Here is a 24,590-nt window from a genome sequence, read left to right on the forward strand (position 1 = left end):
ATTTTGGCTTATTATCTCATTCTATATCATAACCCCACCAATCGACAGCATTGATATAACCTTTACCTCTTGGTGTTAATATATACAGATCATCCTTATGCTCAATAAATAACGATTTTTCAAGCATACCGAGATGGTACTTTGTTTGCGTAAGATCCATCTTAAACTCTTTTGTTATCTCATCTATGGTTTTTCCACTGGACGTACCAATAAATTTTAACAAATCTCTCCTTAACGGGTTTTGAAGGGCATCTAATGCTATTTTATGATCTTTTGTTGGATTTTCCATCTTGCCCTCTTTTCTCATCTTTTCTGCCCATTTTTTTATTTCTATTGATAGTTCATCTTTATCCATAGATTACATTTTATCAATATTAGTATATATAACTTGGTAATCTACCATGTATCGATCCACATCTTCAATCCAGACAACATATACTCTATCGCCAATGCTGCGGTTAAAAATCCTAATACTCTAGTTAATATACGTATTCCTCGTTCTCCAAGCAATTTATATATATTAGTAGCCAGATAGAACATAAATGCAGCGATTAATATCGTTAAGACGATAGCTGTTATCGTTATATACCATTGCGTCGTCTGCATAAGAACAATCACCAAAGATATAGCTCCAGGTCCAGCCAACATAGGTGTTCCTAATGGTACAATAGCGATATCATCTAGGTAGGATGGAGGTGCCTCAGACGATTTTTGAAATAGTGATTTATCCCCTTTATAGAGCATACTCATACCTATCTCTAATAACAAAATTCCTCCTGTTATTTTAAGTGCATATATAGAAATTCCTAAAAAATTAAGTATTATATTCCCTAAAAAAGCAAATAAAACAAGTAATATAAAAGCAAATGTGCAAGATTGTCTTATTAATCTGTTTTTTACTTTTTGAGGCTCGTTTGGTGGGCATATCGTTAAAAAAAAAAGTTAATCCTGCAAATGGATCAACTACGATAAAGAGAGGGATAAAAGCCAACAAAAACTCGTTTATTATATCCATATATTGATCCAGCAAATCTATGTTTTTCTATTTATTAATTATTTATCTAATCTATATCAAATCTATTCCATTCGCCTCTTGGTAATGGAGTTAACATTTTTAGTATCATCTGAACGGGAATTTATCCGTTCTATTAATCCAGCAAGTACGTTTTTAAGATCATAGTGAATAATCTACGATAGATAACACGTTCTTCTGGATAACTTATATCTTTGACATAATTAAAACAGATCTGATATAATTTCACGAGGTATTATACTTAAATAACCCAGATAAGGAATTCTAAATTTGGCTTTGCCAATAATCCACTCTTTTTTTACAGGTTTTGAGATAAAAGGTTGATCAAGCATATGATTTGTCGCTTTATTGTCTCCTTTTGTCAAATATCCATCATAAGGCATATCCTCGAATACATAAATATCTCCATCTATCTTGATGAACAAACTTTCACCCTCTTCAAGATAAGCAATTACTCTATGGATTATTGGTGCTTGGTCGTTATCTCCATTTGGTCTATATATAATTACATCACCATAATCACCAAACATCTTATAACCCATCTCTCTTCCATCTATATATGATATAGGATCTCCATAACGATCTATCGATATCATTATGATAAGATCCCCTTCATGTATATGAGGTTCCATACTGGATCCTTGCACTGCAACAAACGGGGTGGCAAAACCGGTTGCGATATAAGAAATACCAAAAATCAAGAGCAGACAAAATATAACACCAATAATAGATCGTGGTAAGACTCCTCGTCGGTTCATCAACATTTATATATCCTTTCGTTATAAAAATTTAACTATAAGATGGATGAGGATGAAATAATTAAATTGGTGCTTGACAGAGGTTTTCTTATAAATGAAGATGCTTTAAACCTTATTAAAGATTTTAAAGATGATAAAAAGATAAGGCAGGTTATAGATAATATCTCTTCCAAAATGGATTCTTCAGCTCCAGTCATCATGCCCGGGCATCTCAAATTTTTGTATAATAATAGAATTAATGTAAAATATAGTACATGTTATGCTGAAGAGAGTTATACCGGCTTTTCTAATCTTTTTATTGATAGGTTTGAAAGGCTTAGCAGTATCTTTAAGAAGAGATTGTCTGTAACACCGATAAAGAATGTCATGAATAACGAAAGTAGGCATGTATTTGTGGTAGGGATAGTATCAGATATCAATCATACAAAGTATGGAAATAAGATTATAACGATAGAAGATGAGACAGGTACGATTAATGTATTATTTTCGAAAGATTTAAAGACTAAAAATGAAAATATATTACTAGATGAGGTTATAGGGATAAGAGGATTTATTAATGAAAAAATTTTGATTTCAGAAGAATTTTATCGGCCAGAAATACCATTAAACAGAGAAAAAGCACGATCTCGTGGAAAAGTAGGCTTAACATCGGATATACATGTGGGAAGCAAGATGTTTAGCTCAAAAAAATGGAGTAAGTTTATAGATTTTATAAGAAAAGACGAAGAAGTCGCAGGAGATTTAGATTGTATAATAATTGCGGGCGATTGTGTCGATGGTATTGGAGTATACCCGAACCAAGAATTAAGCCTGAACATAACGGATATTTTAGATCAATATAAAGAGGCCGCTTTTTTATTGAGCGAAATACCCGAAGATATCGAGATAATTATCTTGCCAGGGAATCATGATGCGATTAGACAGGCAGAACCACAGCCTCCTCTCCCTAAATTTATTCAAGATTTCTTTTTGGATAAGAGAGAACGAATAAAGTTTGTTGGGAATCCATGTTACATATACGTAAATGAGACAAGTATCTTATCATATCATGGTAGATCCTTAGATTATCTAATTCAAGAGTTTTCTGGATCGGATTATAAAAATCCTATCTCTCCTATGATCCAGATGCTAAAAATGAGACATCTTTCTCCCACATATGGTAAAGTTCCTATGACTCCGGCGGGAAAAGATTTTCTTACGATAGATGATGTCCCTAACATATTACACTGTGGCCATGTCCATACTTTTGGTATAGGAGAATACAGGGGTACATTATTGTTCAATACTGGTGGATGGCAGGAGCAAACATCTTTTCAGTACGAAAGAAACATTGTGCCGGATGTTGGAAAATTCCCAATAATAGACTTGGAGACTATGGATATAAAACTATTAGATTTTGGAGGATAGACAGAACGAATGAATATAGAGGACTATTTTTCATTTCTCGATGAAAAACTCGTAAAATCTTTGAATGTAGCAAAAAAAGCTCGATCTAGAGGGTATGATCCTCACGAATATGTTGAGATAGATATTGCCAAAGATCTGGCAGATAGAGTCGAATCTTTGATAAAATTTGATGGTATTGCCGATAAAATAAGAGATTTAGAAGAGGATATGACACGAGAAGAGGTTGCATTTAAAATCGCAAAAGAGATTGTTCATCGGATAAGACCGTTAGAAAAAGGAATAAACCTTGCTATACGAACAGCGGTAGCTATACTTACTGAAGGTATTGTTGCTGCGCCAATAGACGGGATTGCCGATATAAAGATAGATAGCAATGATGATGGATCGAAGTATATAAGATTATATTATGCTGGTCCTATCCGAAGTGCTGGAGGGTCTGCTCAAGCGTTATCAGTTGTGATAGCGGATTATATTAGAAGAGAGGTGGGACTAAATAGATACATTCCACGAGAGGAGGAGATTAAACGTTGCTTAGATGAGATAATATTATATAAACGGGTTGCACATCTTCAACGTATGCCTCCGCCTGAAGATGTTAGAAAGATAGTCTTAAACTGCCCTGTTTGTATTGATGGAGAACCAACGGAGAGTATAGAAGTGTCTTCCAACAGGAATTTAGAAAGGGTGAAGACTAACAGGTTGAGGGGGGGAATGATCCTTGTTATATCAGAAGGAATATATCTAAAAGCGCCTAAAATAAAAAAATATGTCGAGAAGATGGGGCTCGATGAATGGGGTTGGATAGACGAGTTAATCAATAATAAAAATACATTTCAAGATAATAAAGATGATAAAGAAGATGCTTTTTTAAGCGAGATAATAGCAGGAAGACCCGTTTTTTCTTATTCAAATGCAAAAGGTAGTTTTCGTTTAAGGTATGGCAGAAGCAGAAATTCAGGGTTTGCAACGATAGGAATAAACCCTGCTACCATGTTTGTATTCCAGGAGATGATCGTACCAGGCACACAGATGAAGATAGACATTCCGGGAAAAGCCGCCGGTATCGTTCCGGTAGATTCGATAAAAGGACCAACGGTGCGGTTGATAAGTGGGGATGTAATCGAAATAAATACTATAGAAGCTGCAAAAAGCAATTTAGGAAAGATAGAGGAGATCTTGGATAACGGAGAGATCTTGATAAACTATGGCGATTTTTTAGAGAACAATCATTCTCTATTGCCATCCACATACTGCGAAGATTGGTGGATGTTAGAGTTAAAAGAAAAATTAAAGGAAAAAGACGATTTTGATAACCTTTTACAGAATACCTTTATCAAGATAACTGGAAAAGATGCAGTAAGATTATCTGAAAAATATAACGTGCCTTTACATCCTGATTTTACATATAATTGGAACGATATTTCTGTAGATGATTATAAAAAACTAATATATGCTGTAAAAAAGTATGGATCGTTCGATAATAATAAAGATCTGCTAAATATTAAAGATATTCATATAAAAAAGATATTAGAAGATCTGCTCGTTTTACACAAAATTAAAAACGATAAAATAGAAATAAAAGACGCCACTCCTTTAATACGTTCTCTTGGATTGAACGAACAACTAGAAGAGAGCAAAGAATACAATATCTATGAAAATGAGGAAAATACGCTTAAATTAGTAAACAAAAGAAGTGGATTAATAATAAGAGAGAAATCACCAACCAGAATTGGTTCTAGGATGGGAAGACCTGAAAAATCAAAAGAGAGAAAGATGTCACCAACCACACATGTAATCTTTCCTGTAGGGCATAATCAAAATAACAAACGTACAATACAATACGCTGCTCAAAAAAAAGTTATAAAAGTTAATATCGGGCTTAGAAGATGTAAAAATTGTGGCAAAAAATCTGTTTTTAACTTTTGTGAATGTGGAGGAAGAACGGAGATTATAGATGATACGGATAACAAAATAGAGGTAGATCTAAATATAGATCAATTGTATCGTTCTGCTTTAAAAAGAATTAAAGAAAGCGAAAAAATAGAAGTTAAAGGTGTTAAAGGATTAATATCAAAAAATAAAATACCAGAAGCAATAGAAAAAGGAATATTACGTGCTAAGCATGATGTTTATGTTTTTAGAGATGGTACAATAAGATATGATATGACAAATCTGCCATTAACTCATTTTAAACCAAAAGAAATTGGTTTAACTGTAGATAAAGTTAAAGATCTTGGATATTTTATTGATTATGAAAATAATCCTTTAAGTAGAGAAGAACAGATCATAGAGCTGTTTCCGCAGGATATTATTGTATCTGAAGACTGTGGTGATTATATGGTAAAAGTGGCTAATTATATAGATGATCTGCTGATAAAATTTTATGATCTACCCCCTTTTTATAATATAAAAGATAAAAACGATCTTATTGGAGAACTAGTGATAGGATTAGCACCTCATACATCGGCTGGTGTCGTCGGCCGGATAATAGGTTTTGTAAGAAGTTCTGTCTGTTATGCACATCCTTTCTTTCATGCTGCCAAAAGAAGAAATTGTGATGGTGATGAAGACTCTATCACTCTTTTGTTAGATGGTCTTATCAATTTTTCTAGAGAGTTTTTGCCAGAGACTCGAGGAGGATTAATGGATTCGCCCTTAGTACTTACTAAAAAGATCAATCCAAAAGAGATAGATAGTGAGGCACATAATATCGATATAACCGAAAAATATCCGTTAGAATTTTATTTAAAAGCATCTGAGTTTGGTGATCCAAAACAGATAAAGATAGAGAGGGTGGCAGATCGCTTAAATAGTAATAATCCATATCAAAATTTCAAATTTACTCATATGGTGAGTGATATATCTGCCGGTCCGTTGATGAGTTCGTATAAGGTATTAAAAAAGATGCGCGATAAGATGGATGTACAACTGGATATTGCCAAAAAGACGAGAGCTGTAGATGAGAATGATGTTGCAGAAAGAATATTAAAATCTCATTTTATACCGGATATAATCGGTAACCTTCGTGTCTTTTCAACCCAAAATTTTAGGTGTGTAAAATGTAATAAAAATTTCAGAAGGACTCCTCTCTCAAAGACTTGTCCTATATGTAACGGAAATATAATTTTAACTGTATATAAGGCATCCATAAAGAAATATCTTGAAGATTCGTTCAATATTATAAAAGATTTCAAGATATCCAAATATACTACACAACGAATCTACCTCTTAAAATTAGAGATAGATTCTCTTTTCCAGAACGATACATCTAAAATAGAAATATCAGAAAACAAATGTTCTTCACTCTTGTCCAGCACAAGGCTGGACTGCTCAAGGAGGTGCGGGAACGTAGTTCTGCATAAGTCAGAGTTTAAGAGTTTAAACGATTTGGAAGACAAAAATACGATTAATGCGGATGATACAAAGCAAAAAAAGCTTTCTTATTTTTTGTGATCTCAGGAAATAAAAATAGGGGTAAAGAAAAGATATGGACATTATTGGATTTGGTGCATTAAATTTAGATAAAATCTGCTTCGTGGATAAAATTCCTCGCGAAGATGAGGAAGGATTTGTGCTGAGGATGGAAGAATATCCAGGTGGATCGGCTGCAAACACCATTGTAGGATTAACTAGACTAGATATTAAAACAGGATACATAGGAAAGATAGCAAACGATGATGCGGGACGAATAATATTTAAAGATTTATTAAACGAGAAGGTAGATACAACAGGTATAATAAAGGAAAATAAAGGCAGAAGCGGAGTTGCAGAAGTATTCGTCAATAAAAAAGGTGGAAGATCGATTATTGTAGATTCAGGGGTTAACGATTTCATCAAAATCTCCGAGATAGATATAGATTATGTCGAAAAATTCAAGATAATACATCTAACATCTTTTGTATCACTCTTGTCCAGAGACTCGTTCGAGACGCAAAAAAAAATCTTGAAGTTGGTGAATAATCCTGTTGTATCGTTCGATCCTGGTTTTTTATATGCAGAAAAAGGATTGAACGAGATGATTGATTTTTTAAGATATACAGATATTTTATTTATCAACGAGAGAGAGATAATGGTATTAACAAACGAGAAAAATTTCAAATCCGCTTGTAATGTTTTATCTGATTATGTAGAAACATTAATAGTAAAACTTGGGGATAAGGGATGTTTTGTCAAGCGAGATGATAAAGAGTTTTTTTCAAAACCGTTCATCGTAGATGTGGTCGATACTACAGGAGCGGGTGATGCGTTCAATGCAGGCTTTCTTTATGGGATTTTAAAAAAACGTTCCATCGAGGATTGTGCAAGAATAGGAAACAAAGTTGCATCTTTATCCATAACGAGGAGCGGTGCTAGAGCAGGATTACCTTTTATAAAAGATCTGGAGAATGAGAATTATTCATGATAAGTCTCACAACTTTTTTAAACCTATTAATATCAGTATGACGCCCAGAATAACCGAGACAATCGGAAAGAATAGACCAAAAAAGATGTGCCAGTGTAGATTTATAGTCCACCAGCCACTGATTATAATAAATCTTAAAATACCATAGATGAGAAAGATTGCACCTAGCACGATTATTGCAATAGATAACGCTTTACTGGTATTATCTTGGTTGATATCATCGGTTTTCTCTATCTCTTTTATCTCATCGTCTTTTTCTGGCTCGTTGGGGATTATTAGCCAGAGAAGCAAGTATACTATAATTCCAGGCAAAAACTCTGTAAAAATTGTTAATAAGACATAAATTATTCTTATAACCGTAGGATCTATATCGAGATATTCTGCAATTCCACCACAGACACCACCGATTATCTTATTCTTCTTTGATCTGTACAATCTTTTATTCATTCTAATCACCTCAAATCTTCGATTTGTTAGTATTTAAATCTGCTTATTTTATATCAATATATATTGATATTTATAACATAAATACAATCAATGCAACGCTATCCTCGGATAGATCCTCGTGGACTGGATGATCGCCACAGAGGAGAAAAAGCCCTTTTTTACCGATTTTATCAAATTCTTCACAGATATCCTTTATAAAACCATCCATTAACCTTGTTGCATAATCGTAATCTTTTATAACATCTATCGTCCTTAAGTGAGCAACCAAAAGATCTGTCTTTGGAATAAGGTTTAAAACACCTCTTACGGTCTCTTTATCAAAATATATAATATCTGGACGATTGTCTATCGGGACTATATAGGTTAATCTGCCTTTAAAAGATAATGCACCCATCTTCTCCATGACTATTCCTGTAATATATCCTTTTTCTGTGGCAACCTCTAATATAGATTTCATACTGCTTTTATAAACATCATCCGTCGAAAAGAGCATGTGTTTATCTATATTCTTTCCGTTGAGAAGGGTTGCAATACATGGAGTGGTATATCTTGCGACTGCTTTTAATTTAAAAATCATAATTCTATCTTTTTTATTTTCAAGCATACTTGATATGTATTTAAAGTTATCAAGATACCGTTTAAATATATTGAATCCAAGACTATCTATTATAAGGAGCACGACCGCATCGGTATTTTCGCCACCAAACTCGTCTATTACCTCATTAATAGGGTTTCCATCTGCATCGTAACTTATATTCAACAATCTAGCTATCGTCGGGGCAACATCTGTTTGATTGTATATTTTACAATTGTCTAACCATTGATGCATTGTTATCACCTTTTTTTTGCATATTACACATAAACAAGATAACATATATAAAATAACCAAGACGGTAGTCGCTCTTGGTAGTAATCATATAAATAGTAACTATATCATTCAGATAGCCATCACGAATCTTCGATTCGTAACAATACAAAAAAGAAAATTTATATAGTTCTTCGTTTATATTAATTAAATATATATATTATAAATAATCCGATACCTAAAAGTAAAAGAGGCAAAATAGATTATGTGGAAGAATCTTGTTAAAATATTGGCGTGTCCAATTTGTAAAAAAGATCTTCTCCTGATTGTTGATGAAGAGCAAGACAACGATGTTATAAAAGGATATCTATACTGTTCGAGATGCAACGAGAGATATCCTATCGAAGATGGTATCCCAGTCTTGCTTCCGCTTGATCAGAGGTAAAAATGCCTGAAGAGATAGATACAATCATAATAAATAGGATCGATAAAGGCTATATCGAGTTGAATAAGAAAGTATCTGTGAATGTAGAGGTAGGAAAGGAGGATATCATTTACATTCCGATAAAAAATTATGGACCTCCTACCCACGTATACCTTTCGGTCGATCCGAAGATGAAAAATATAGCGTATCTTTTCGAGGCCAATTATTATGTAGAGGACGAGGTAAAGATACCATTGATAATACAACTTCCGTTAGAGAAAAATATCTATGATATAGACCTTATTATAACCGCATCTTACGGATTGATCAACGAAAAATTTTCTATAAAGGCTGTGTCTAAAAATTTAAAACGTAAAGAAGAGATATCCCAAAAAGAGACGCAATATAATGTGCCCACTGCATCAATTATAAGACAGATTATGAAGAATAACATTATATCAAACAGAATTAAAGCTTTTTTTGGCAAATTATACAAGAATAAATAAGGATAAATTGATAAGATGCTATTTCTATTACAAGAATGATAACTTTATAAAAGAGATTATTATCTTATTTCTACTTGGATGAAGTATATTTTTGTTACAGGAGGAGTCCTGAGCGGACTGGGTAAAGGTATAACCACGGCATCAATAGGAAGAATGCTGAAAAATAGGGCTTATAAAGTCACGGTTTTAAAGATAGACCCTTATATCAATATAGATGCAGGAACTATGAATCCATTTCAACACGGCGAAGTTTATGTTTTAAAAGACGGTGAGGAGGTGGATCTAGATTTAGGACATTATGAACGTTTTTTAAATATAGAATTGACAGGTGATCATAATATAACCACCGGTAAGGTTTATTTAAAAGTCATAGAGGAGGAAAGAAAAGGTGTTTTTCTTGGAAATACGGTTCAGATCATTCCTCATATTACCGATGAGATAAAAAAAAGAATAAAAAAGGTGGCAGACAAAAGTAATGCCGATATATGTATAATAGAACTGGGAGGAACCGTTGGAGATATAGAAGGAATGCCTTTTTTAGAATCGGTAAGACAGATCAGAAGAGAAGAGAATAAGGAGGATACGTTATTAGTCCATGTGACACTTATTCCTATCAATGATATCGGTGAACAGAAGACAAAACCCACACAACATTCAGTAAGAGAGTTAAAAAGTACAGGATTACAACCGGATGTAATTGTTGGGAGATGTAAAGATATATTGACTCGAGATACTGAATCCAAAATAGCCTTATTTTGTGATGTATCCGAAGATGCAGTTATAAGCAATTATGATACAGAAAACATTTATATGGTTCCGATGATGCTTGAAAAAGAAGGATTAGGAGATTATATCGTTGAAAAACTGAATATTGAAAAAAGAGAAGTAGATCAAGAATGGTATAATAAAGTTGAGTCCTACGATAATGTTAAAAATAAAAAAAAGATAAAAGTAGCAATAGTAGCCAAATATGGATTTGAAGATGCATATTTAAGTATAAAAGAAGCATTAAAGCATTCTTGCATAGATAGTAATCATGATTATAAGATAGATATAGAATGGATAGATGCAGAAGATTTAGAAAAAGAGTTAACATTAAAATATGACGAGATAGACGGAATATTGGTGCCAGGAGGTTTTGGAATAAGAGGGGCTGAAGGAAAGATAAATGCTATAAAATATGCAAGAGAGATGGATATTCCATTTCTTGGTATCTGTTTTGGTTTTCAATTGGCCGTTGTAGAGTTTTCAAGAAATGTATTAAAGCTTGATGCCACTAGTAGAGAATTTGAAGAGAATAATCAATCTTCCTGTAAAGATTTTGTGATAGATTTGCTTCCAGATCAGAAAACTGTGAACTACAAGGGCGGAACGATGCGTTTAGGAGATTTTTTGATTGATATAGAAAAAGATTCTCTAGCTTATACTTTATATAAGCAAGAGAGGGTCTGTGAGAGGCATAGACACAGGTATGAAGTAAATACTGATTATTTAGATATGTTACAAAATAATGGATTGAAATTTTCTGGTAGATGTGGCAAAAGAGTGGAAATATTAGAAATTCCTGATAAACGATTTTTTTTGGCAACACAATATCATCCAGAGTTTAAATCTAGTATAGATAATCCATCACCTATTTTTCTTGGTTTTGTCAATGCAATGATCGATTATAAAAAGGAGAAAGAGGATAAACATGGATGTAGATAAATTCATAAACGATACGATCTCTTTTATAAAGGATAAAGTGAGAGGAAAAGGTATAATTGCACTATCCGGCGGTGTGGATAGTTCAGTATGCACGTATCTTTCATACAAAGCAATATCCGATAATTTATATCCTGTTTTTATAGATACAGGACTAATGCGGATAAATGAGGTAGATGAAATTAAAAAAACGTTTAAAAATATGAATATTAAAATAATAGACGCAAAAAATAGATTTTTATCTGCATTAAAAGGTGTTACAGATCCGGAAGAAAAAAGAAAGATTATAGGTGCACTTTTTATCCAAATTTTTGAGGAGGTCGCAGAAGATATTGGTGCCGATTATCTAATTCAAGGAACGATATATCCTGATATAATAGAGTCTCATGGCGGGATAAAATCTCATCATAATGTCGGTGGGATGCCTCTAAAATACAAATTTAAGGAAGTAGTCGAACCGTTAAAAGATCTGTATAAAGATGAGGTCAGGATTATTGCAAGAGCATTGTCTTTACCTGAAGAGATATGTGGAAGAATGCCCTATCCTGGACCAGGTCTTGCTGTTAGAATAATAGGAGAGGTTACAGAGGAGAAGTTAGACGTTCTAAAGAGAGCAAATATGATTGTAGAGGATGAACTAAAAGAATACAATCCTTGGCAGGCATTTGCAGCATTAATCGGTAAAGGAACTGGTGTAAGAGGGGATGAAAGGATCTATGGTTGGATTATATCTATCAGAGCGGTAGAATCCAGGGATGGTATGACCGCAGATTATTTAAAACTACCATGGAATATTCTGGATACTATCCGCAGAAGAATTATAAGCGAGATTTATAACGTATCCCGTGTGGTCTACGATATAACACCTAAACCGCCTGCTACAATAGAGTACGAATGAAAACCTTCGGTTCTTTAAAGAGGGATTTGAATGGATAAGATGGATATATTTGAAAGAGAGACGAAGTATATTTTTCATACATACGATAGACAGCCTGTTGTAATAACAAAGGGAAAAGGCTCTAAAGTATGGGATATCAATGGAAAAGAGTATATAGATTGTGTTGGAGGTATAGCCGTCTGTGGTGTAGGACATAGAAACCCTTTCGTGGTTAAAAGAATAAAAGATCAGCTTGATCGTCTTATGCATATATCCAATCTGTATTATACAGATATTTCTGTAGATGCTGCGGAGAAGATTGCTGAAATATCGGGCATGGATAAAGTATTCTTTTGTAATTCTGGGACAGAGGCTATTGAGGCGGCATTAAAACTTGCAATCAAACATACAAGCAAGAATAAATTTATAGCAATGAAAAACGCGTTTCACGGACGAACTATCGGTGCTTTGAGCGTAACATACAAGGAAAAATTTAAAAAACCGTTCGAATCTTTTTTAACCGATGCATGTTTTGTAAATTATGGTGATGTATCAAAGATAGAGGAAGAGATAGATGAAGATACGGCAGCAATAATCTTAGAGCCGATACAGGGAGAAAGTGGGGTAATTGTCCCACCTGATGGCTATCTAAGAGCGGTTAGAGAAGTTTGTGATAAAAACGATCTACTTCTTATAGTAGATGAAGTTCAAACAGGTTTTGGAAGAACAGGACGATGGTTTGCCTTTCAACATGAAGGTATAATGCCCGATATAATTACTATGGCAAAAGGGATGGGGGGTGGATTTCCAGTAGGGGCTATGGCAGCAAAAAATGATGTGGCAGATTTTGAGCCGGGAGATCATGGAACTACGTTTGGAGGGAACCCGCTTGCATGTTCTGCTGTACTAGGGGTTATAGAAGCAATTAATAAAGATAACTTGATAGAAAAATCTGAAAAAGATGGCAGATATTTCAAAGAAAAACTTATAAAGCTAAAAAAAGACGTAGATTTCATAGATGATGTGAGAGGAAAAGGTATGATGATCGGTTTATCACTGAACAAAGATGCAAACGCTCTTGTCTCTTCCGTTTTAAATAAAGGAGCTCTGATCAATGCAACATCTGATAAGATAATCAGATTAGTACCGCCATTTGTGATAACAAGAGACGAGATCGATCGGGTGGTGTCTTATATTGCAGATTAGGAGAATTATAGATAGTATAGCCGAGTATATTCCAGGAAAGAGTGTAGATGATCTATCGTCTTCTGTAAATATTGCAAAAGATAAGGTAGTAAAACTCTCCTCCAACGAGAATCCTTATCCACCGAGTACCAAGGTTATCAATGCTATAAGAAATTCTGCAGATAAAGTAAACTACTATCCAGAATTTCACCCAAAAAAGCTTTATGGTGCAATATCTTTGTATCTTAACATACCTATAGACAATATATACATAAACTCTGGAGTGGATGGCGTACTGGATACATTAATGAGGGTATTTATCGATTGTAACGATAAAGTTCTGATACCCATTCCTACGTTCAGCTATTATGAATTAACATCCATAACACATGGTGCAGTTCCTGTTTTAGTAAAGATGGATGAAAATTTTTTTATATCTGCAGAAACCATCTTGAATAGCGTCGATGATAAAACAAAGATGATATTTTTATGTTCACCAAACAACCCTACCGGCAATACTTATCCCAAAAAAGAGGTGATTAAAATATTAGACGAGTTTAACGGGGTTGTGATTTTAGATGAGGCATATGCAGAGTTTGCAGATCAGAACTATACAGGTCTAATAGATGAATATGATAATATAATAATTTTAAGAACGTTATCTAAAGCTTTCGGTATTGCAGGAATGCGGGTTGGATATGCCGTATTATCTGAAAAAATAAAGAAAGCTTGTTTAAAGGTTTCAACACCTTTTGCTGTAAGCTATTTATCCATCGAAGCGGCTTATGCAGCATTAAATGACTTAGATTATATAAATTATACGATTCAAAAAATAAAAGATGGACGAGATTATCTACGAGAGAACATACCGTTCAAGACTTATCCATCATATGCAAATTTTGTTTTAGTCGATGTATCCCCTTTTAAATCATCTTTTATGATCGATGAATTGGCTAAAATGGGGTTTATCGTAAGAGATTGTTCATCATTCAAAGGGATGGGAGATAAGTTTATAAGAGTCTCTGTCGGAAAAGAGGAGGATAATGTTAGATTAGTGGATGCATTCAACTATATTTTAAAAGGAATATAGACCATAGATGAAAGTTTCTATAACAGGAACGCCAGGTACTGGAAAAACGACCGTTACGATAGATTTAAAAAAGATTTTAAAAGATTTCAAGATAATCCATTTGAACGACTTTATAAAGATGGAGAATATCTACGATGATATAGATGAAAAGACGGATAGTTATCTTGTAGATGTTAACAAATTAAACAGAATTATAAAAAAAATTTTTTATTCTGAGGATAACGTCGTATTCGAGAGTCACCTATCTCATTATCTCGATGTGGACATCGTTATTGTATTGAGAGCACATCCAAAGATTGTTGAGGAGAGGCTAAAACAAAGATGGTACGATTCTAAAAAGATTCAGGAGAACGTAGAAGCAGAGGCGTTAGATGTCATACTTATAGAATCACTCGATCTTCATGGAAAAAAAGTCAGAGAGATAGATACTACCAATCTAAAAAGCGAAAAAGTCGCAAAAAAAATAAAAAGGATCATACTAGACGATGAGAAAGGATATGAGCCAGGAAAGATAGATTGGAGCGAGGAGTTTTTTTGACGCTTGATAAGTATAAAGATTGGATATACAAAAAGACCGAACCAATTGTAAGATTTATTGGAGATAGGATTACACCAAACCAGATATCATTGTTATCTATCTTATGTGCCTTTCTTGCCGGATTGCTCATATTTATATCGAGATTGAACGTTTTCTTCCTATGGATATCCTTATTTTTTATATTTTTAAACGGTTTTCTCGATATAATAGATGGAGGTTTGGCAAGATATCTACATATCGAGAGCCGTAGAGGAGATTTTTTAGACCATATTCTGGACAGATATTCTGATATCTTTATGCTGTCAGGAGTATTTTTTGCTGGATACTGTTCTCCAGAGACTCTTGGTTATCTGGTTTCTGAGTTAATAGGCATATCTGCAATAGTAGGCGTACTGCTTACGAGTTATGTCGCAACTCAGGCAGAGGCTGTCGGATTAAAGAGAAATTATGGCGGCCTTCTTGGACGTTCTGATAGGATAATTATCTTATCTATATTTATAATCCTCCAGGCTTTGATCGGAGAGATCGGTGGGATAGATATGTTAACGTTCATGATGATTTTTTTTGCAATAGTCTGTAACATAACTGCGATACAACGTTTTTTTTACGCATGGAAGAGATTAAATTGAGAATCTCTCTTCTACCTCAATCCATTTTTCTCTATTTTTATGACCCGACACAATCTTTACTCTTGCGTTGAAATGTTTGGTAAGTAATTTTATTACTGCTCTATTTGCTTTATCTTTAATTGGAGGATTTTTTGTTTTTACAACTAAGATATCATCTTTTTCGACTATTTCATCTTTATCTGCATTTGTAATAACTTTTACCTTGATTCTCATTCTATTTAACTATAATATTAATTAAATATATCCTTATTATTACCCATCACTCAAAAACAGAGCTGTCCATCAATTCTAATCCTATTTTTTGTATATTGAGTATAGATTCGTTCAAATTGCTTACTCTTAATATCAAATAAGCCTCAGAATTACTTGAATACGCATATGCATAATCTATATTTATATTTGCGTCTCCTAATGCCTTTGAGATTTTATACAATTCTCCTGGCTCATTTTTTATTTTAATACCTAGTACATCCGTACTGGATACTGTAAACCCTTTTTTTTGTAACTCTTCATAAGCAATCCTTGGTTTATCTACCAGCATTCGAACTATTCCGAAATCCCCCGCTTCAGCAATGTTTAAAGCTAAGATATTCACACCAGAATCTATTATTGCTTTAGCTAATCTGGCTAACCGACCTGGTTTATTCTCTAAAAATATGGATATCTGTTTTATTGCATGTTCTTTCATCCCGATCTCACTCATCCTAAAAACAAAATTTCAAAAATCAAAACTCTCTCTTATCAATAATCCTTTTTGCTTTTCCTTCGAATCTGGGAAGACTACCCGGCTCTAACAGCTCTACCTCTGTATTTATATTTAAAAAGTGTTTAAGCCTATCTTTTATACGATTTTTTAATGCTATCATATCGTTTATCTTATCACTGAATGCCTCCGTGCTCACCTCCACCCTGACGGTCATCTTATCGAGCGCACCATCCCTCTCTACTACTAGCTGAAAATGTTTACCGACTTCTCTCGTTTGCATGAGCACATATTCAATTTGTGATGGAAATACGTTTATTCCTCGTATTATCAACATATCATCGGCTCGTCCTTTGATTCGGGCTATTCTCTGATGAGCCCGACCACATTCGCATAAATCTTGATATAGTTCGGTGATATCTCCTGTTCTATATCTTATTAATGGTAAAGCCTCTTTTTGTAGAGTAGTAACCACCAGTTCGCCCTCCTCTCCCTCTTCTAATACCTCTCCAGTCTTTGGATCTACTACTTCTACGAGCATATGATCACCCCAAATATGAATTCCAGATTTTTCAGAGCATTCTGTAAACATGGGCCCGTTAAATTCACTCATTCCGTATATGTCGTACGCATCAATACCTAATTCATCTTCTATTCTCTGTCTGGTTTTTTCACTCCATGGTTCTGCTCCTAAAATTGCAATTTTTAAATTAGTATCGTTCTTTATACTTATGCCAAGATTCTCGGCTTTTTCTGCCATATGTATCATATAAGAAGGGGTGCATGCAATACTATTGACTTTCATATCTTGCATCAGTTCTATCTGCCGCTCCGTATTTCCGGTACCTGTAGGAATTACGCTTGCTCCTACTCTCTCTGCACCATAGTGCAATCCTAATCCACCTGTAAATAAACCATAGCCATAACTTATCTGGATTATATTTCCCCGCCCGATACCGCAAGCTGTCAAGGATCTTGCAAGAGATTCCGTCCATAAATTAATATCTTGTTGAGTATATGCCACAATGGTGGGTTTTCCAGTTGTTCCTGATGATACGTGATACCTAACAATCTCCTGTTGTGGTACAGCAAACATTTTATCGGGATAGTTATCTCTCAAGTCCTTTTTATAAGTAAATGGAAGTTTGGAGACATCTTCACAATTTTTAATATCATCTGGGGTGATATTATGTTTCTTGAATTTTCTTCGATAGTATGGCGAAAAATTATACAGGCGATATACAAGCATCTTTAGTAACTTGTATTGCATCTTTCTCAATTCGTCTGCAGGGATTTTTTCTATCCTTGGATTCCAGTATTCCATTATCTTACCTCTTTCTAATAATTGTTAATAATATGATCTCATATTTTAAATATCATAAATCTTCGATTTGTGGTTTATAAACCCTTGGTTTATAATATTAGGTTGAATAGGTATCCAATCTCATATTGATTTATATTACTGTTAATAACATAGATCAATAAAAGATATATCTTATGTCTATATTAATAAATATGCATGAATAAAAAAACAGATAGTAATCTTATCTTGACCGAAAAAAAAGATGGCATAATGACGATCTATTTGAATCGGCCTGAAAAGCGGAATGCTTTAAATCCTGAAATCATGGTAGATCTAGAAAATTCTTTTTCAATCGCTTCAGTAGACCCAGAAGTTAAAGTGATAATCTTGGCAGGAAAAGGGAAGGTTTTTTCTGCAGGAATAGATCTTTTCGAGTTTCCATCAATGTTTATAGAGAATATCAACGAGAAAGGTACGAGCTGGTTTAGAAATTATCTTACGGATCTTCATTATAGTTTAAATAAGATAGAATCGCTGGAAAAACCGGTTATATGTGCAATCCATGGTCATACTATAGGAATGGGGCTCGAGTTGGCATTAACAGCAGATTTTAGAATTGCATCTAAAGATACACGTATAGGCATCCCAGAGGTTCAATTAGGGCTTATTCCAGATGTTGGTGGTACAACACGATTGACAAGGATGATAGGAGTAATCAAGGCAAAAGAATTGATAATGACAGGAAGACTGATATCTGCCGATGAAGCGTTCAGAATAAATTTGGTCAATGAAGTAACACCAGAAGGAGAAGAACTAGATGCTTCAATAAAACTGGCACAGGAGATTATAGATAATTGTTCTCCGACTGCGGTAGGTTTATCTAAAAAGGTAATAGATCTCAGCAGAGATATTGATAAAAATACTTCTCTCGAGATGGAAGGCATAGTTCAAAGCATCATCTTCGGTGATATGGATAAAGTAATAGAAGGTTTTCAGGCAAAGATAGAGGAAAGAAAGCCTAAATTCTGATATTTTCTCCGCGTATCATAATATTTATAAATATTATAATCATTTATCTTTCTATATGAGCCAGATAGAAAAATTTTTTAAAGAATTTGATGAGATGTTAGCTAATAAAGAAGAAGTGATCGATCTATTAGAGAAGAATATATAAGAAGAGTTAGGCATGGTCCCTTTTATAATCAAAGAGGTGGAAAAAAGACCAGAACTTTTGAGTGTATATTCTACTACACGACCAAAGAGCCTTGATGCAAAGACTGCTGAACTTGTTACTCTTGCATCAGCCGTTGCTAACAAATCAGAGTGATACGTATCCGTTCATTATGAGGTGCAGCGTTAAAATGCGGTGCGACAAGGGATGAGATCTTAGACGTTATCTTGATAAGTTCATTAATGGCGAAGACAGGAGTCTTGACCACCGCTTTTAGAAAATATAGAGAGAAAGAAGATGATAGAAAGATATAAAGAGCTCCTTAAAAAGCAGGGAGATCATATTATAGGTTCCAACAACCATTCTGCAGTAAAACTCTGCCATTGGTTAAAAAAAAGTGTTAGAGGAGAGGATGAATGCTATAAATCAAAATTTTATGGAATTGTATCTCATAGATGCATCCAGATGACTCCGTTTATAGGATGTAACCAGAATTGCATAATTTGTTGGAGGCCTACTGGTATGTCGCTCTCTTTTGAAAGATTCGATTCACCCGAAGAGATCGTTGAAGAGTCTATAAAAGAGCAGAAGAGACTTTTAACTGGATACAAAGGATCTAACCGGACAGATATTGCTAAATATTGGGAGGCCGTAGAACCGAGACATGTTGCCATAAGTCTTATAGGCGAACCAACGCTCTATCCTTATTTAGACGAGCTTATAAATATTTATGAAAATAAAGGATTTACCACGTTTGTTGTATCGAATGCAACAAGACCAGAAGTGATTGAGAGGATAAATCCGACACAGCTTTATCTATCCCTTGAATCTTTTAACAGAGAGATGTATAAAAAATTATGCCGTCCTATAAAAGATGAATGGGATAATGTATTAAGATCGTTTAAAATTTTGAGTGATAAAGATTGTAGAACAGTTTTAAGAATAACTCTTATAAAAGGATTGAATACCAAGCCAGAAAAGTTTGTTCCCTTGATAAACATGGCGTCTCCCGATTTTATAGAGATAAAATCATATATGCATCTGGGATACTCTCGCCAAAGGTTGGCACGAGATAGGATGCTTGATCAAGAGGATATCGAGAAATTTTCTTATGTTATTGACAAAAAAACAGATTATGAAGTGATCGATGAATCTATCAAGAGCCGTGTTGTGTTACTTTCAAAAAATAATGAGATTAAAAGATTCATCGTTTAAATGATTTATAGCATAATTAATTTTTTATACTAATAAAAAAGGAGAGATATGATATGAAAAAATATCTTAAGATAGTTTCTATAGTTGTCATAGTAACATTGGCAATTTATCCTGTTATCTCTAGTGTACAGGCACAACAAATATATGATCCGCGAGATAAGAATATACCACCGATACCAGACGAACTTAAAAAATTTTATAACGATTTTAGACAAAAACATACACCAGAACTTATCAAGTTTCTCTTGGCTGGTTCATGGAGCAGTAATATAGAAAAAATAGCGAGAGATTTCTTCTCAATAGGTAATTATATAATAGTACACGATACTGGAAAATTACAGACAAATACAAGCAAACTTGCTGAAAAATACTTGAATGATAATGTAATTGATCCTTTAAAGAGTAAAAAAAGCATAACTTTACAAACTGGTGAGACATTAAAATTCAAAAATTTAGATAGGCTAAATACTGCCAAACTTTATTATTACTACGTCCGAGACCACATCTTCTTCCCACATTCCAGTAAAGAAGGAGGAGTAACAAATAATATACCTGGTTTTAATTTACTAGTTAGTACTACACGTGAGAGAGTTAGGTTTCCTACCGAGACCGTTGCGACAGGAGTAGGTGCGTGTGCAGATCAAGCTCTCTTATTAGCAACATTGCTTTATATGGATGGATATGAGGTTGCAATAGGTACCGCACCATCTATCGGTACTGTAAACGAGGATGGATCGATTACTTGGGGAGGTTATCACGTATGTGTATATCTCAAAGATGAAGGCTGGGGTATAGGACGACATGAATTTAAAGAGGACGATTTTGGGAATAATATGGATGGAAAATGGATAATACTCGACCCGATCAATAGCCCAAGACATGTTCAGAATATGAGAATGATCGGTGGAGGAAATGTGTTGGAATTCGGGGATGATCCTGCCTGGCTGAATATAATATCATTCGATGATCCACTAATAGGTTATGCTCTTATAGACGAAAAAGCCGCCAAAGAATTTTCTGCATGAGATCAAGTAATTATTTTATCTATGGAATAGAACCTAAGAATGTCTGGAAGCGAGGATTAAGCCTTATATTAGAGAAAGGTTCGCTAGTAGATGATGAACGGGGAAACAGTACAAAAGAATTATTAAATTTGATGAGTAGGGTAGAGAACCCGTTTGGCGTGTATCCTAAAGAGATAAGAGAAAAAATGTTAGAAACATACGGTGATACATTATTGACGGCAGATAATAAAGGTTTTTCCTATACGTATGGAGAACGGTTAAGAAATTGGAATTGTGATATTACAAATAGTAGATTTGTAAACCACGAACCGAAGGTTCGTGATAGATTAGACCAGATCGAACTAATAATAAGACGGTTGAAGAATAATAAGAATACGAGACGGGCGACTGCCACTACTTGGATCCCATCTATCGATTTTAATAGTGAAGAAGTTCCCTGTATGGTACTGATTGATTTTAAATTAAGAGAGAGGATGGAATTAACGGCGGTCTTTAGATCTCATGATTTTTATGGTGCATATCCTTATAACTTGTATGCCCTATCTAGATTATTAGAATACGTTGCTAAAGAGACAAACGCTGAAAAAGGTGGTATTACAATACTGAGCATCTCTGCACATATCTATCTGAACGATTTAAAAAATGTTGAGACGATATTATAAATCATTACAAATCTTCGATTCATATATATATAAAATCTTGATATAGTAAGAATAACAGCGATAGGGGATGATTATACGGTAGATTTAGTATTACCTAAAGGAAGTTTGGAAGAACCTACGTTCATACTATTCAAAGAGGCGAATCTTGAAGTTATAAGGAGAGATAGAGAGTATAATCCGATTATAGATGATCCGAGAATAGGAAGAGTAAAAATATTACGACCCCAAGAGATACCAAAGTATATCGAATTAGGTTATTTTGACATTGGTATTACTGGAAGAGACTGGGTTGTAGAGAGCGGTGCGGATGTTATCGAGGTTGCAGAGCTACCTTATTCAAAAAAGACTAAGAATAAAGTGAGGATAGTTATTGCTGTAGCAGAAGATTCTGGTATAAATGATGTAAAGGATATAAAACCCGGTAGCCGTGTAACTACCGAATACCCAAATATTACAAAGAGATATTTTGATAATTTGAATATTCCTATCCAATTATTTTTTTCATACGGCGCATCAGAGGCAAAAGTTCCTGAGATTATGGATGTAGTGGTAGATTTAGTCGAGACAGGATCTACTTTAGAGAGAAACAGGTTGAAGATCATAGGGGAGATCATGACATCATATACTGTTTTAATAGCCAATAAAAACAGTATAAAAGACGATTCTAAGAGAGAAGAGATAGATGATATCAAGACACTGCTTCTGGGTGTCGTGGAAGGGCGAGAAAATGTTTATCTTGTTATGAACGTTCCCGATGATAAACTCAATGAGATCATGAATATACTTCCAGCGATGAAAAAACCAACGATCTCTCAGCTTTATGATTCAGGTTATTACTCTGTTCAGACAGTGGTTAGCAAAAGAGAGATAAATGTTCTGATACCAAAACTAAAACAATCCGGTGCGGAAGATATATTGGAGCTAAACATAAATAAGATTGTTAGGTAAATTTCAAGATTTATGACCCTGCTATCTCTTTAAATCTTTTTTTTACAAAATTTATTCCGACCGTTTGTATGAATAAACCAGCACGTGGGCCAGATTTTTTATCCAATAATGCAATATATACAGCTTCAAAAAGTTTGGAGACCTTGATGCCTAGCTCTCCGGCAACCTGATATATCATATAATGGATATCTTCACCGGATAATCCATCCGATAATCTCTCGCTTATACGTTTTAATCCTTCTTTTAAATCTTTATCAAGGGATAAAGCACTTTTTGGCATACTCTCTTGCACACTAAACTTAATAGATTCGGGAGCATAATTTTTTAGCCAATTTATTGCATATTCAGACCATTCTCTGAGCTCGTCTTCATCCAGATGATAACCGCCTCTCTCCAAGATCTCCTTTGATCTTTGTAAATCTCCTTTAGATATCTGAACGACGTTAATCATATGCTCGAAAGGTACTTTTATCCTCATAGTTTTCCCTTCTATACGAGAAAACCTTAGTTCCCTGCTGCTTAGTGGGTCTCTTTCATCGAGCATGTTTAAATCGTTTATAAGTTTTAAGGTAGATAAACCTGGATCGAAATTTAAATGTTTATTGGGTCTAGAACTTGATATTAGATATCTAAGCGCTTCTGGTGGAACTGATTTTAATACGTCGTATATTGATATCGTAATCCCTTTGGAACTCGACATATCATGACCTTTTAATGATATCCATTCATATATAACAGGATACGGCGGCTCGTATTCATATATCTCTCTGGATATAATCTTTCCTGTATCGTAAGATCCTCCAACCGTTGCGTGGTCTTTTCCAAATGGTTCTATTGTAACATTTAAAATCTTCCATCGGGCTGGCCAATCTATCCTCCATCCTAACTTTCCTTCGTCTCTTCTAATATCGGATCGACCCTCGTAACCGCAATTATTACATCTATATTGCACATAATGCCCGCTGAAGGATAATACTTCTGTACTATTGATCCTGCCACAATTTTTACAAAGTGGCGCATAAGGACTCCAATTTTCTGATACCTTCCTTTTACTTTTTGATTCTAATATCTCAGCAATCTTATCCCTATTCTCGATTGCTCGTTTTATGGCATCCTCGTACAACCCTTTTTTATATAACTCATGAGAGCGGTATATCTTTGGATGTACGTCCAATATCTCTAATGATTTCAAAAACGGGTCTAAAAAATGCTCTGAATATGATTCATGGCAACCAAACGGATCTGGAATTCTATATAGTGGTTGGCCTATGTAATCTTTATATAAAGCCGGCAAAAATGGATACAACCTTCTCAACGGATCGAAAGTATCGGCTATATATAGGAATTCAGCCTCAGCACCGAGATCTAAAAGTGCCTTATAGATCATATCACCAGTTAAGACCTCGCGCATGTTTCCTATATGTATCTCTCCCGATGGAGTTATACCTGTTGCTATAACTTTTTTACTTTTTTTTAAGCATTCTTCTGCAATTCTGTCCGCCCAGTGATTACTCATCTCAAGAACTAAAATAAGATTATAGGATTTAAATATTGTGATGCAGGAACGTAGTTCTACTTGAAAACAAATGTTACGAATCGAAGATTTGTGATGTTCTTCACTCTTGTCCAGCACAAGGCTGGACTGCTCAAGGAGGTGCAGGAACCTTGGTTCTGCAAAAGAATACGCCGCCGACAGGTCTCGAACCTGTGACAACCTGGTTAACAGCCAGGCACTCTACCAACTGAGTTACGGCGGCT

At 34.4% G+C, this 24,590-nt stretch carries 26 protein-coding genes and 1 tRNA gene; 17 read left to right on the forward strand and 10 right to left on the reverse strand.

Going from position 1 to position 24,590, the window contains the following annotated elements; all coding sequences use genetic code 11:
• Positions 1 to 16: 16 nt before the first annotated feature.
• The 3 genes from LPC15_RS01670 to LPC15_RS01680 all read right to left on the reverse strand — a co-directional run bounded on the left by LPC15_RS01670 (position 17) and on the right by LPC15_RS01680 (position 1,791).
• Positions 17 to 355, reverse strand: coding sequence for a winged helix-turn-helix domain-containing protein (locus LPC15_RS01670; protein WP_229234976.1), 339 nt, complete (start codon positions 353 to 355; stop codon positions 17 to 19).
• A gap of 41 nt (positions 356 to 396) precedes the next feature.
• Positions 397 to 927 carry a MarC family protein gene (locus LPC15_RS01675; protein WP_267496967.1) on the reverse strand — a complete coding sequence of 177 codons (531 nt, stop codon included), beginning with the start codon at positions 925 to 927 and terminating at the stop codon, positions 397 to 399.
• Between the two features lie 309 nt (positions 928 to 1,236).
• Entirely contained in the window at positions 1,237 to 1,791 is a 555-nt protein-coding gene (locus tag LPC15_RS01680; RefSeq protein ID WP_229234977.1) for a S26 family signal peptidase, read from the reverse strand.
• A gap of 42 nt (positions 1,792 to 1,833) precedes the next feature.
• Here LPC15_RS01680 and LPC15_RS01685 point away from each other — a divergent pair, with 42 nt between their 5' ends.
• The 3 genes from LPC15_RS01685 to LPC15_RS01695 are packed head-to-tail and all read left to right on the forward strand — an operon-like array spanning position 1,834 to position 7,600.
• Positions 1,834 to 3,198: a DNA-directed DNA polymerase II small subunit gene (locus tag LPC15_RS01685; RefSeq protein ID WP_229234978.1), complete on the forward strand. Its 1,365-nt coding sequence runs from the start codon at positions 1,834 to 1,836 to the stop codon at positions 3,196 to 3,198.
• 9 nt (positions 3,199 to 3,207) lie between these two features.
• A complete protein-coding gene (locus LPC15_RS01690; RefSeq protein ID WP_229234979.1) occupies positions 3,208 to 6,651 on the forward strand; it encodes a DNA polymerase II large subunit in 3,444 nt (1,147 codons plus the stop codon).
• 34 nt (positions 6,652 to 6,685) lie between these two features.
• The gene (locus LPC15_RS01695; protein ID WP_229234980.1) at positions 6,686 to 7,600 is read left to right on the forward strand and encodes a carbohydrate kinase family protein; all 915 of its coding nucleotides are present in this window, start codon (positions 6,686 to 6,688) and stop codon (positions 7,598 to 7,600) included.
• Between the two features lie 6 nt (positions 7,601 to 7,606).
• Here the strand turns inward: LPC15_RS01695 and LPC15_RS01700 are convergent, their stop codons facing one another.
• Together LPC15_RS01700 and LPC15_RS01705 are read right to left on the reverse strand one after the other, a co-directional pair.
• Positions 7,607 to 8,047: a PspC domain-containing protein gene (locus LPC15_RS01700; protein ID WP_229234981.1), complete on the reverse strand. Its 441-nt coding sequence runs from the start codon at positions 8,045 to 8,047 to the stop codon at positions 7,607 to 7,609.
• A gap of 70 nt (positions 8,048 to 8,117) precedes the next feature.
• Positions 8,118 to 8,876, reverse strand: coding sequence for a hypothetical protein (locus tag LPC15_RS01705; RefSeq protein WP_229234982.1), 759 nt, complete (start codon positions 8,874 to 8,876; stop codon positions 8,118 to 8,120).
• Between the two features lie 241 nt (positions 8,877 to 9,117).
• Here LPC15_RS01705 and LPC15_RS01710 point away from each other — a divergent pair, with 241 nt between their 5' ends.
• From LPC15_RS01710 to LPC15_RS01745, 8 genes are all read left to right on the forward strand, one after another.
• On the forward strand, positions 9,118 to 9,297 hold the full coding sequence (locus LPC15_RS01710; RefSeq protein WP_229234983.1) for a methytransferase partner Trm112: 180 nt from the start codon (positions 9,118 to 9,120) through the stop codon (positions 9,295 to 9,297).
• Positions 9,298 to 9,299: 2 nt separating this feature from the next.
• Positions 9,300 to 9,782, forward strand: coding sequence for a DUF7524 family protein (locus LPC15_RS01715; protein WP_229234984.1), 483 nt, complete (start codon positions 9,300 to 9,302; stop codon positions 9,780 to 9,782).
• A 78-nt stretch (positions 9,783 to 9,860) separates the two neighbouring features.
• Positions 9,861 to 11,489 (forward strand): glutamine hydrolyzing CTP synthase, encoded by a 1,629-nt coding sequence (pyrG, locus tag LPC15_RS01720; protein WP_229234985.1) that lies wholly within the window; start codon positions 9,861 to 9,863, stop codon positions 11,487 to 11,489.
• The gene (guaA, locus tag LPC15_RS01725; protein WP_229234986.1) at positions 11,476 to 12,384 is read left to right on the forward strand and encodes a glutamine-hydrolyzing GMP synthase; all 909 of its coding nucleotides are present in this window, start codon (positions 11,476 to 11,478) and stop codon (positions 12,382 to 12,384) included. The genes pyrG and guaA overlap by 14 nt, the downstream gene beginning before the upstream one ends.
• A gap of 30 nt (positions 12,385 to 12,414) precedes the next feature.
• On the forward strand, positions 12,415 to 13,569 hold the full coding sequence (locus tag LPC15_RS01730; RefSeq protein ID WP_229234987.1) for an acetylornithine transaminase: 1,155 nt from the start codon (positions 12,415 to 12,417) through the stop codon (positions 13,567 to 13,569).
• Positions 13,559 to 14,638 carry a histidinol-phosphate transaminase gene (gene hisC / locus LPC15_RS01735; RefSeq protein WP_229234988.1) on the forward strand — a complete coding sequence of 360 codons (1,080 nt, stop codon included), beginning with the start codon at positions 13,559 to 13,561 and terminating at the stop codon, positions 14,636 to 14,638. The genes LPC15_RS01730 and hisC overlap by 11 nt, the downstream gene beginning before the upstream one ends.
• A 7-nt stretch (positions 14,639 to 14,645) precedes the next feature.
• Positions 14,646 to 15,176, forward strand: a complete 531-nt coding sequence (locus tag LPC15_RS01740; RefSeq protein ID WP_229234989.1) for an adenylate kinase family protein — start codon at positions 14,646 to 14,648, stop codon at positions 15,174 to 15,176.
• The gene (locus LPC15_RS01745) at positions 15,173 to 15,805 is read left to right on the forward strand and encodes a CDP-alcohol phosphatidyltransferase family protein (protein WP_229234990.1); all 633 of its coding nucleotides are present in this window, start codon (positions 15,173 to 15,175) and stop codon (positions 15,803 to 15,805) included. The genes LPC15_RS01740 and LPC15_RS01745 overlap by 4 nt, the downstream gene beginning before the upstream one ends.
• Here the strand turns inward: LPC15_RS01745 and LPC15_RS01750 are convergent.
• The 3 genes from LPC15_RS01750 to LPC15_RS01760 are packed head-to-tail and all read right to left on the reverse strand — an operon-like array spanning position 15,797 to position 17,832.
• Positions 15,797 to 16,018 (reverse strand): DUF167 domain-containing protein, encoded by a 222-nt coding sequence (locus LPC15_RS01750; RefSeq protein ID WP_229234991.1) that lies wholly within the window; start codon positions 16,016 to 16,018, stop codon positions 15,797 to 15,799. The genes LPC15_RS01745 and LPC15_RS01750 overlap by 9 nt on opposite strands.
• A 46-nt stretch (positions 16,019 to 16,064) precedes the next feature.
• The gene (locus tag LPC15_RS01755; RefSeq protein WP_229234992.1) at positions 16,065 to 16,508 is read right to left on the reverse strand and encodes a hypothetical protein; all 444 of its coding nucleotides are present in this window, start codon (positions 16,506 to 16,508) and stop codon (positions 16,065 to 16,067) included.
• Between the two features lie 22 nt (positions 16,509 to 16,530).
• The gene (locus LPC15_RS01760) at positions 16,531 to 17,832 is read right to left on the reverse strand and encodes a phenylacetate--CoA ligase family protein (RefSeq protein ID WP_229234993.1); all 1,302 of its coding nucleotides are present in this window, start codon (positions 17,830 to 17,832) and stop codon (positions 16,531 to 16,533) included.
• Between the two features lie 195 nt (positions 17,833 to 18,027).
• Here LPC15_RS01760 and LPC15_RS01765 point away from each other — a divergent pair, with 195 nt between their 5' ends.
• From LPC15_RS01765 to hisG, 6 genes are all read left to right on the forward strand, one after another.
• On the forward strand, positions 18,028 to 18,840 hold the full coding sequence (locus tag LPC15_RS01765; RefSeq protein WP_229234994.1) for an enoyl-CoA hydratase/isomerase family protein: 813 nt from the start codon (positions 18,028 to 18,030) through the stop codon (positions 18,838 to 18,840).
• A 157-nt stretch (positions 18,841 to 18,997) separates the two neighbouring features.
• Complete coding sequence (locus LPC15_RS01770; protein ID WP_229234995.1) at positions 18,998 to 19,138, forward strand: hypothetical protein; 141 nt, start codon at positions 18,998 to 19,000, stop codon at positions 19,136 to 19,138.
• A gap of 141 nt (positions 19,139 to 19,279) precedes the next feature.
• Positions 19,280 to 20,197 (forward strand): 4-demethylwyosine synthase TYW1, encoded by a 918-nt coding sequence (twy1, locus tag LPC15_RS01775; RefSeq protein ID WP_229234996.1) that lies wholly within the window; start codon positions 19,280 to 19,282, stop codon positions 20,195 to 20,197.
• A 53-nt stretch (positions 20,198 to 20,250) separates the two neighbouring features.
• Complete coding sequence (locus LPC15_RS01780) at positions 20,251 to 21,222, forward strand: transglutaminase-like domain-containing protein (protein WP_229234997.1); 972 nt, start codon at positions 20,251 to 20,253, stop codon at positions 21,220 to 21,222.
• Positions 21,219 to 21,884, forward strand: a complete 666-nt coding sequence (locus LPC15_RS01785; protein ID WP_229234998.1) for a thymidylate synthase — start codon at positions 21,219 to 21,221, stop codon at positions 21,882 to 21,884. Before LPC15_RS01780 ends, LPC15_RS01785 begins: the two co-directional genes overlap by 4 nt.
• A 60-nt stretch (positions 21,885 to 21,944) precedes the next feature.
• Positions 21,945 to 22,832, forward strand: coding sequence for an ATP phosphoribosyltransferase (hisG, locus tag LPC15_RS01790; protein WP_267496968.1), 888 nt, complete (start codon positions 21,945 to 21,947; stop codon positions 22,830 to 22,832).
• Positions 22,833 to 22,842: 10 nt separating this feature from the next.
• Here hisG and lysS read toward each other — a convergent pair whose 3' ends face one another.
• Both lysS and LPC15_RS01800 read right to left on the reverse strand, forming a co-directional pair.
• A complete protein-coding gene (gene lysS, locus LPC15_RS01795; protein WP_229235000.1) occupies positions 22,843 to 24,348 on the reverse strand; it encodes a lysine--tRNA ligase in 1,506 nt (501 codons plus the stop codon).
• Positions 24,349 to 24,516: 168 nt separating this feature from the next.
• A tRNA-Asn gene (locus LPC15_RS01800) sits at positions 24,517 to 24,589 on the reverse strand.
• Position 24,590 lies beyond the last annotated feature (1 nt).

Origin of the sequence: Candidatus Methanoliparum sp. LAM-1 (genome assembly GCF_020885915.1) — an archaeon.
Classification (GTDB): domain Archaea; phylum Halobacteriota; class Methanoliparia; order Methanoliparales; family Methanoliparaceae; genus Methanoliparum; species Methanoliparum thermophilum.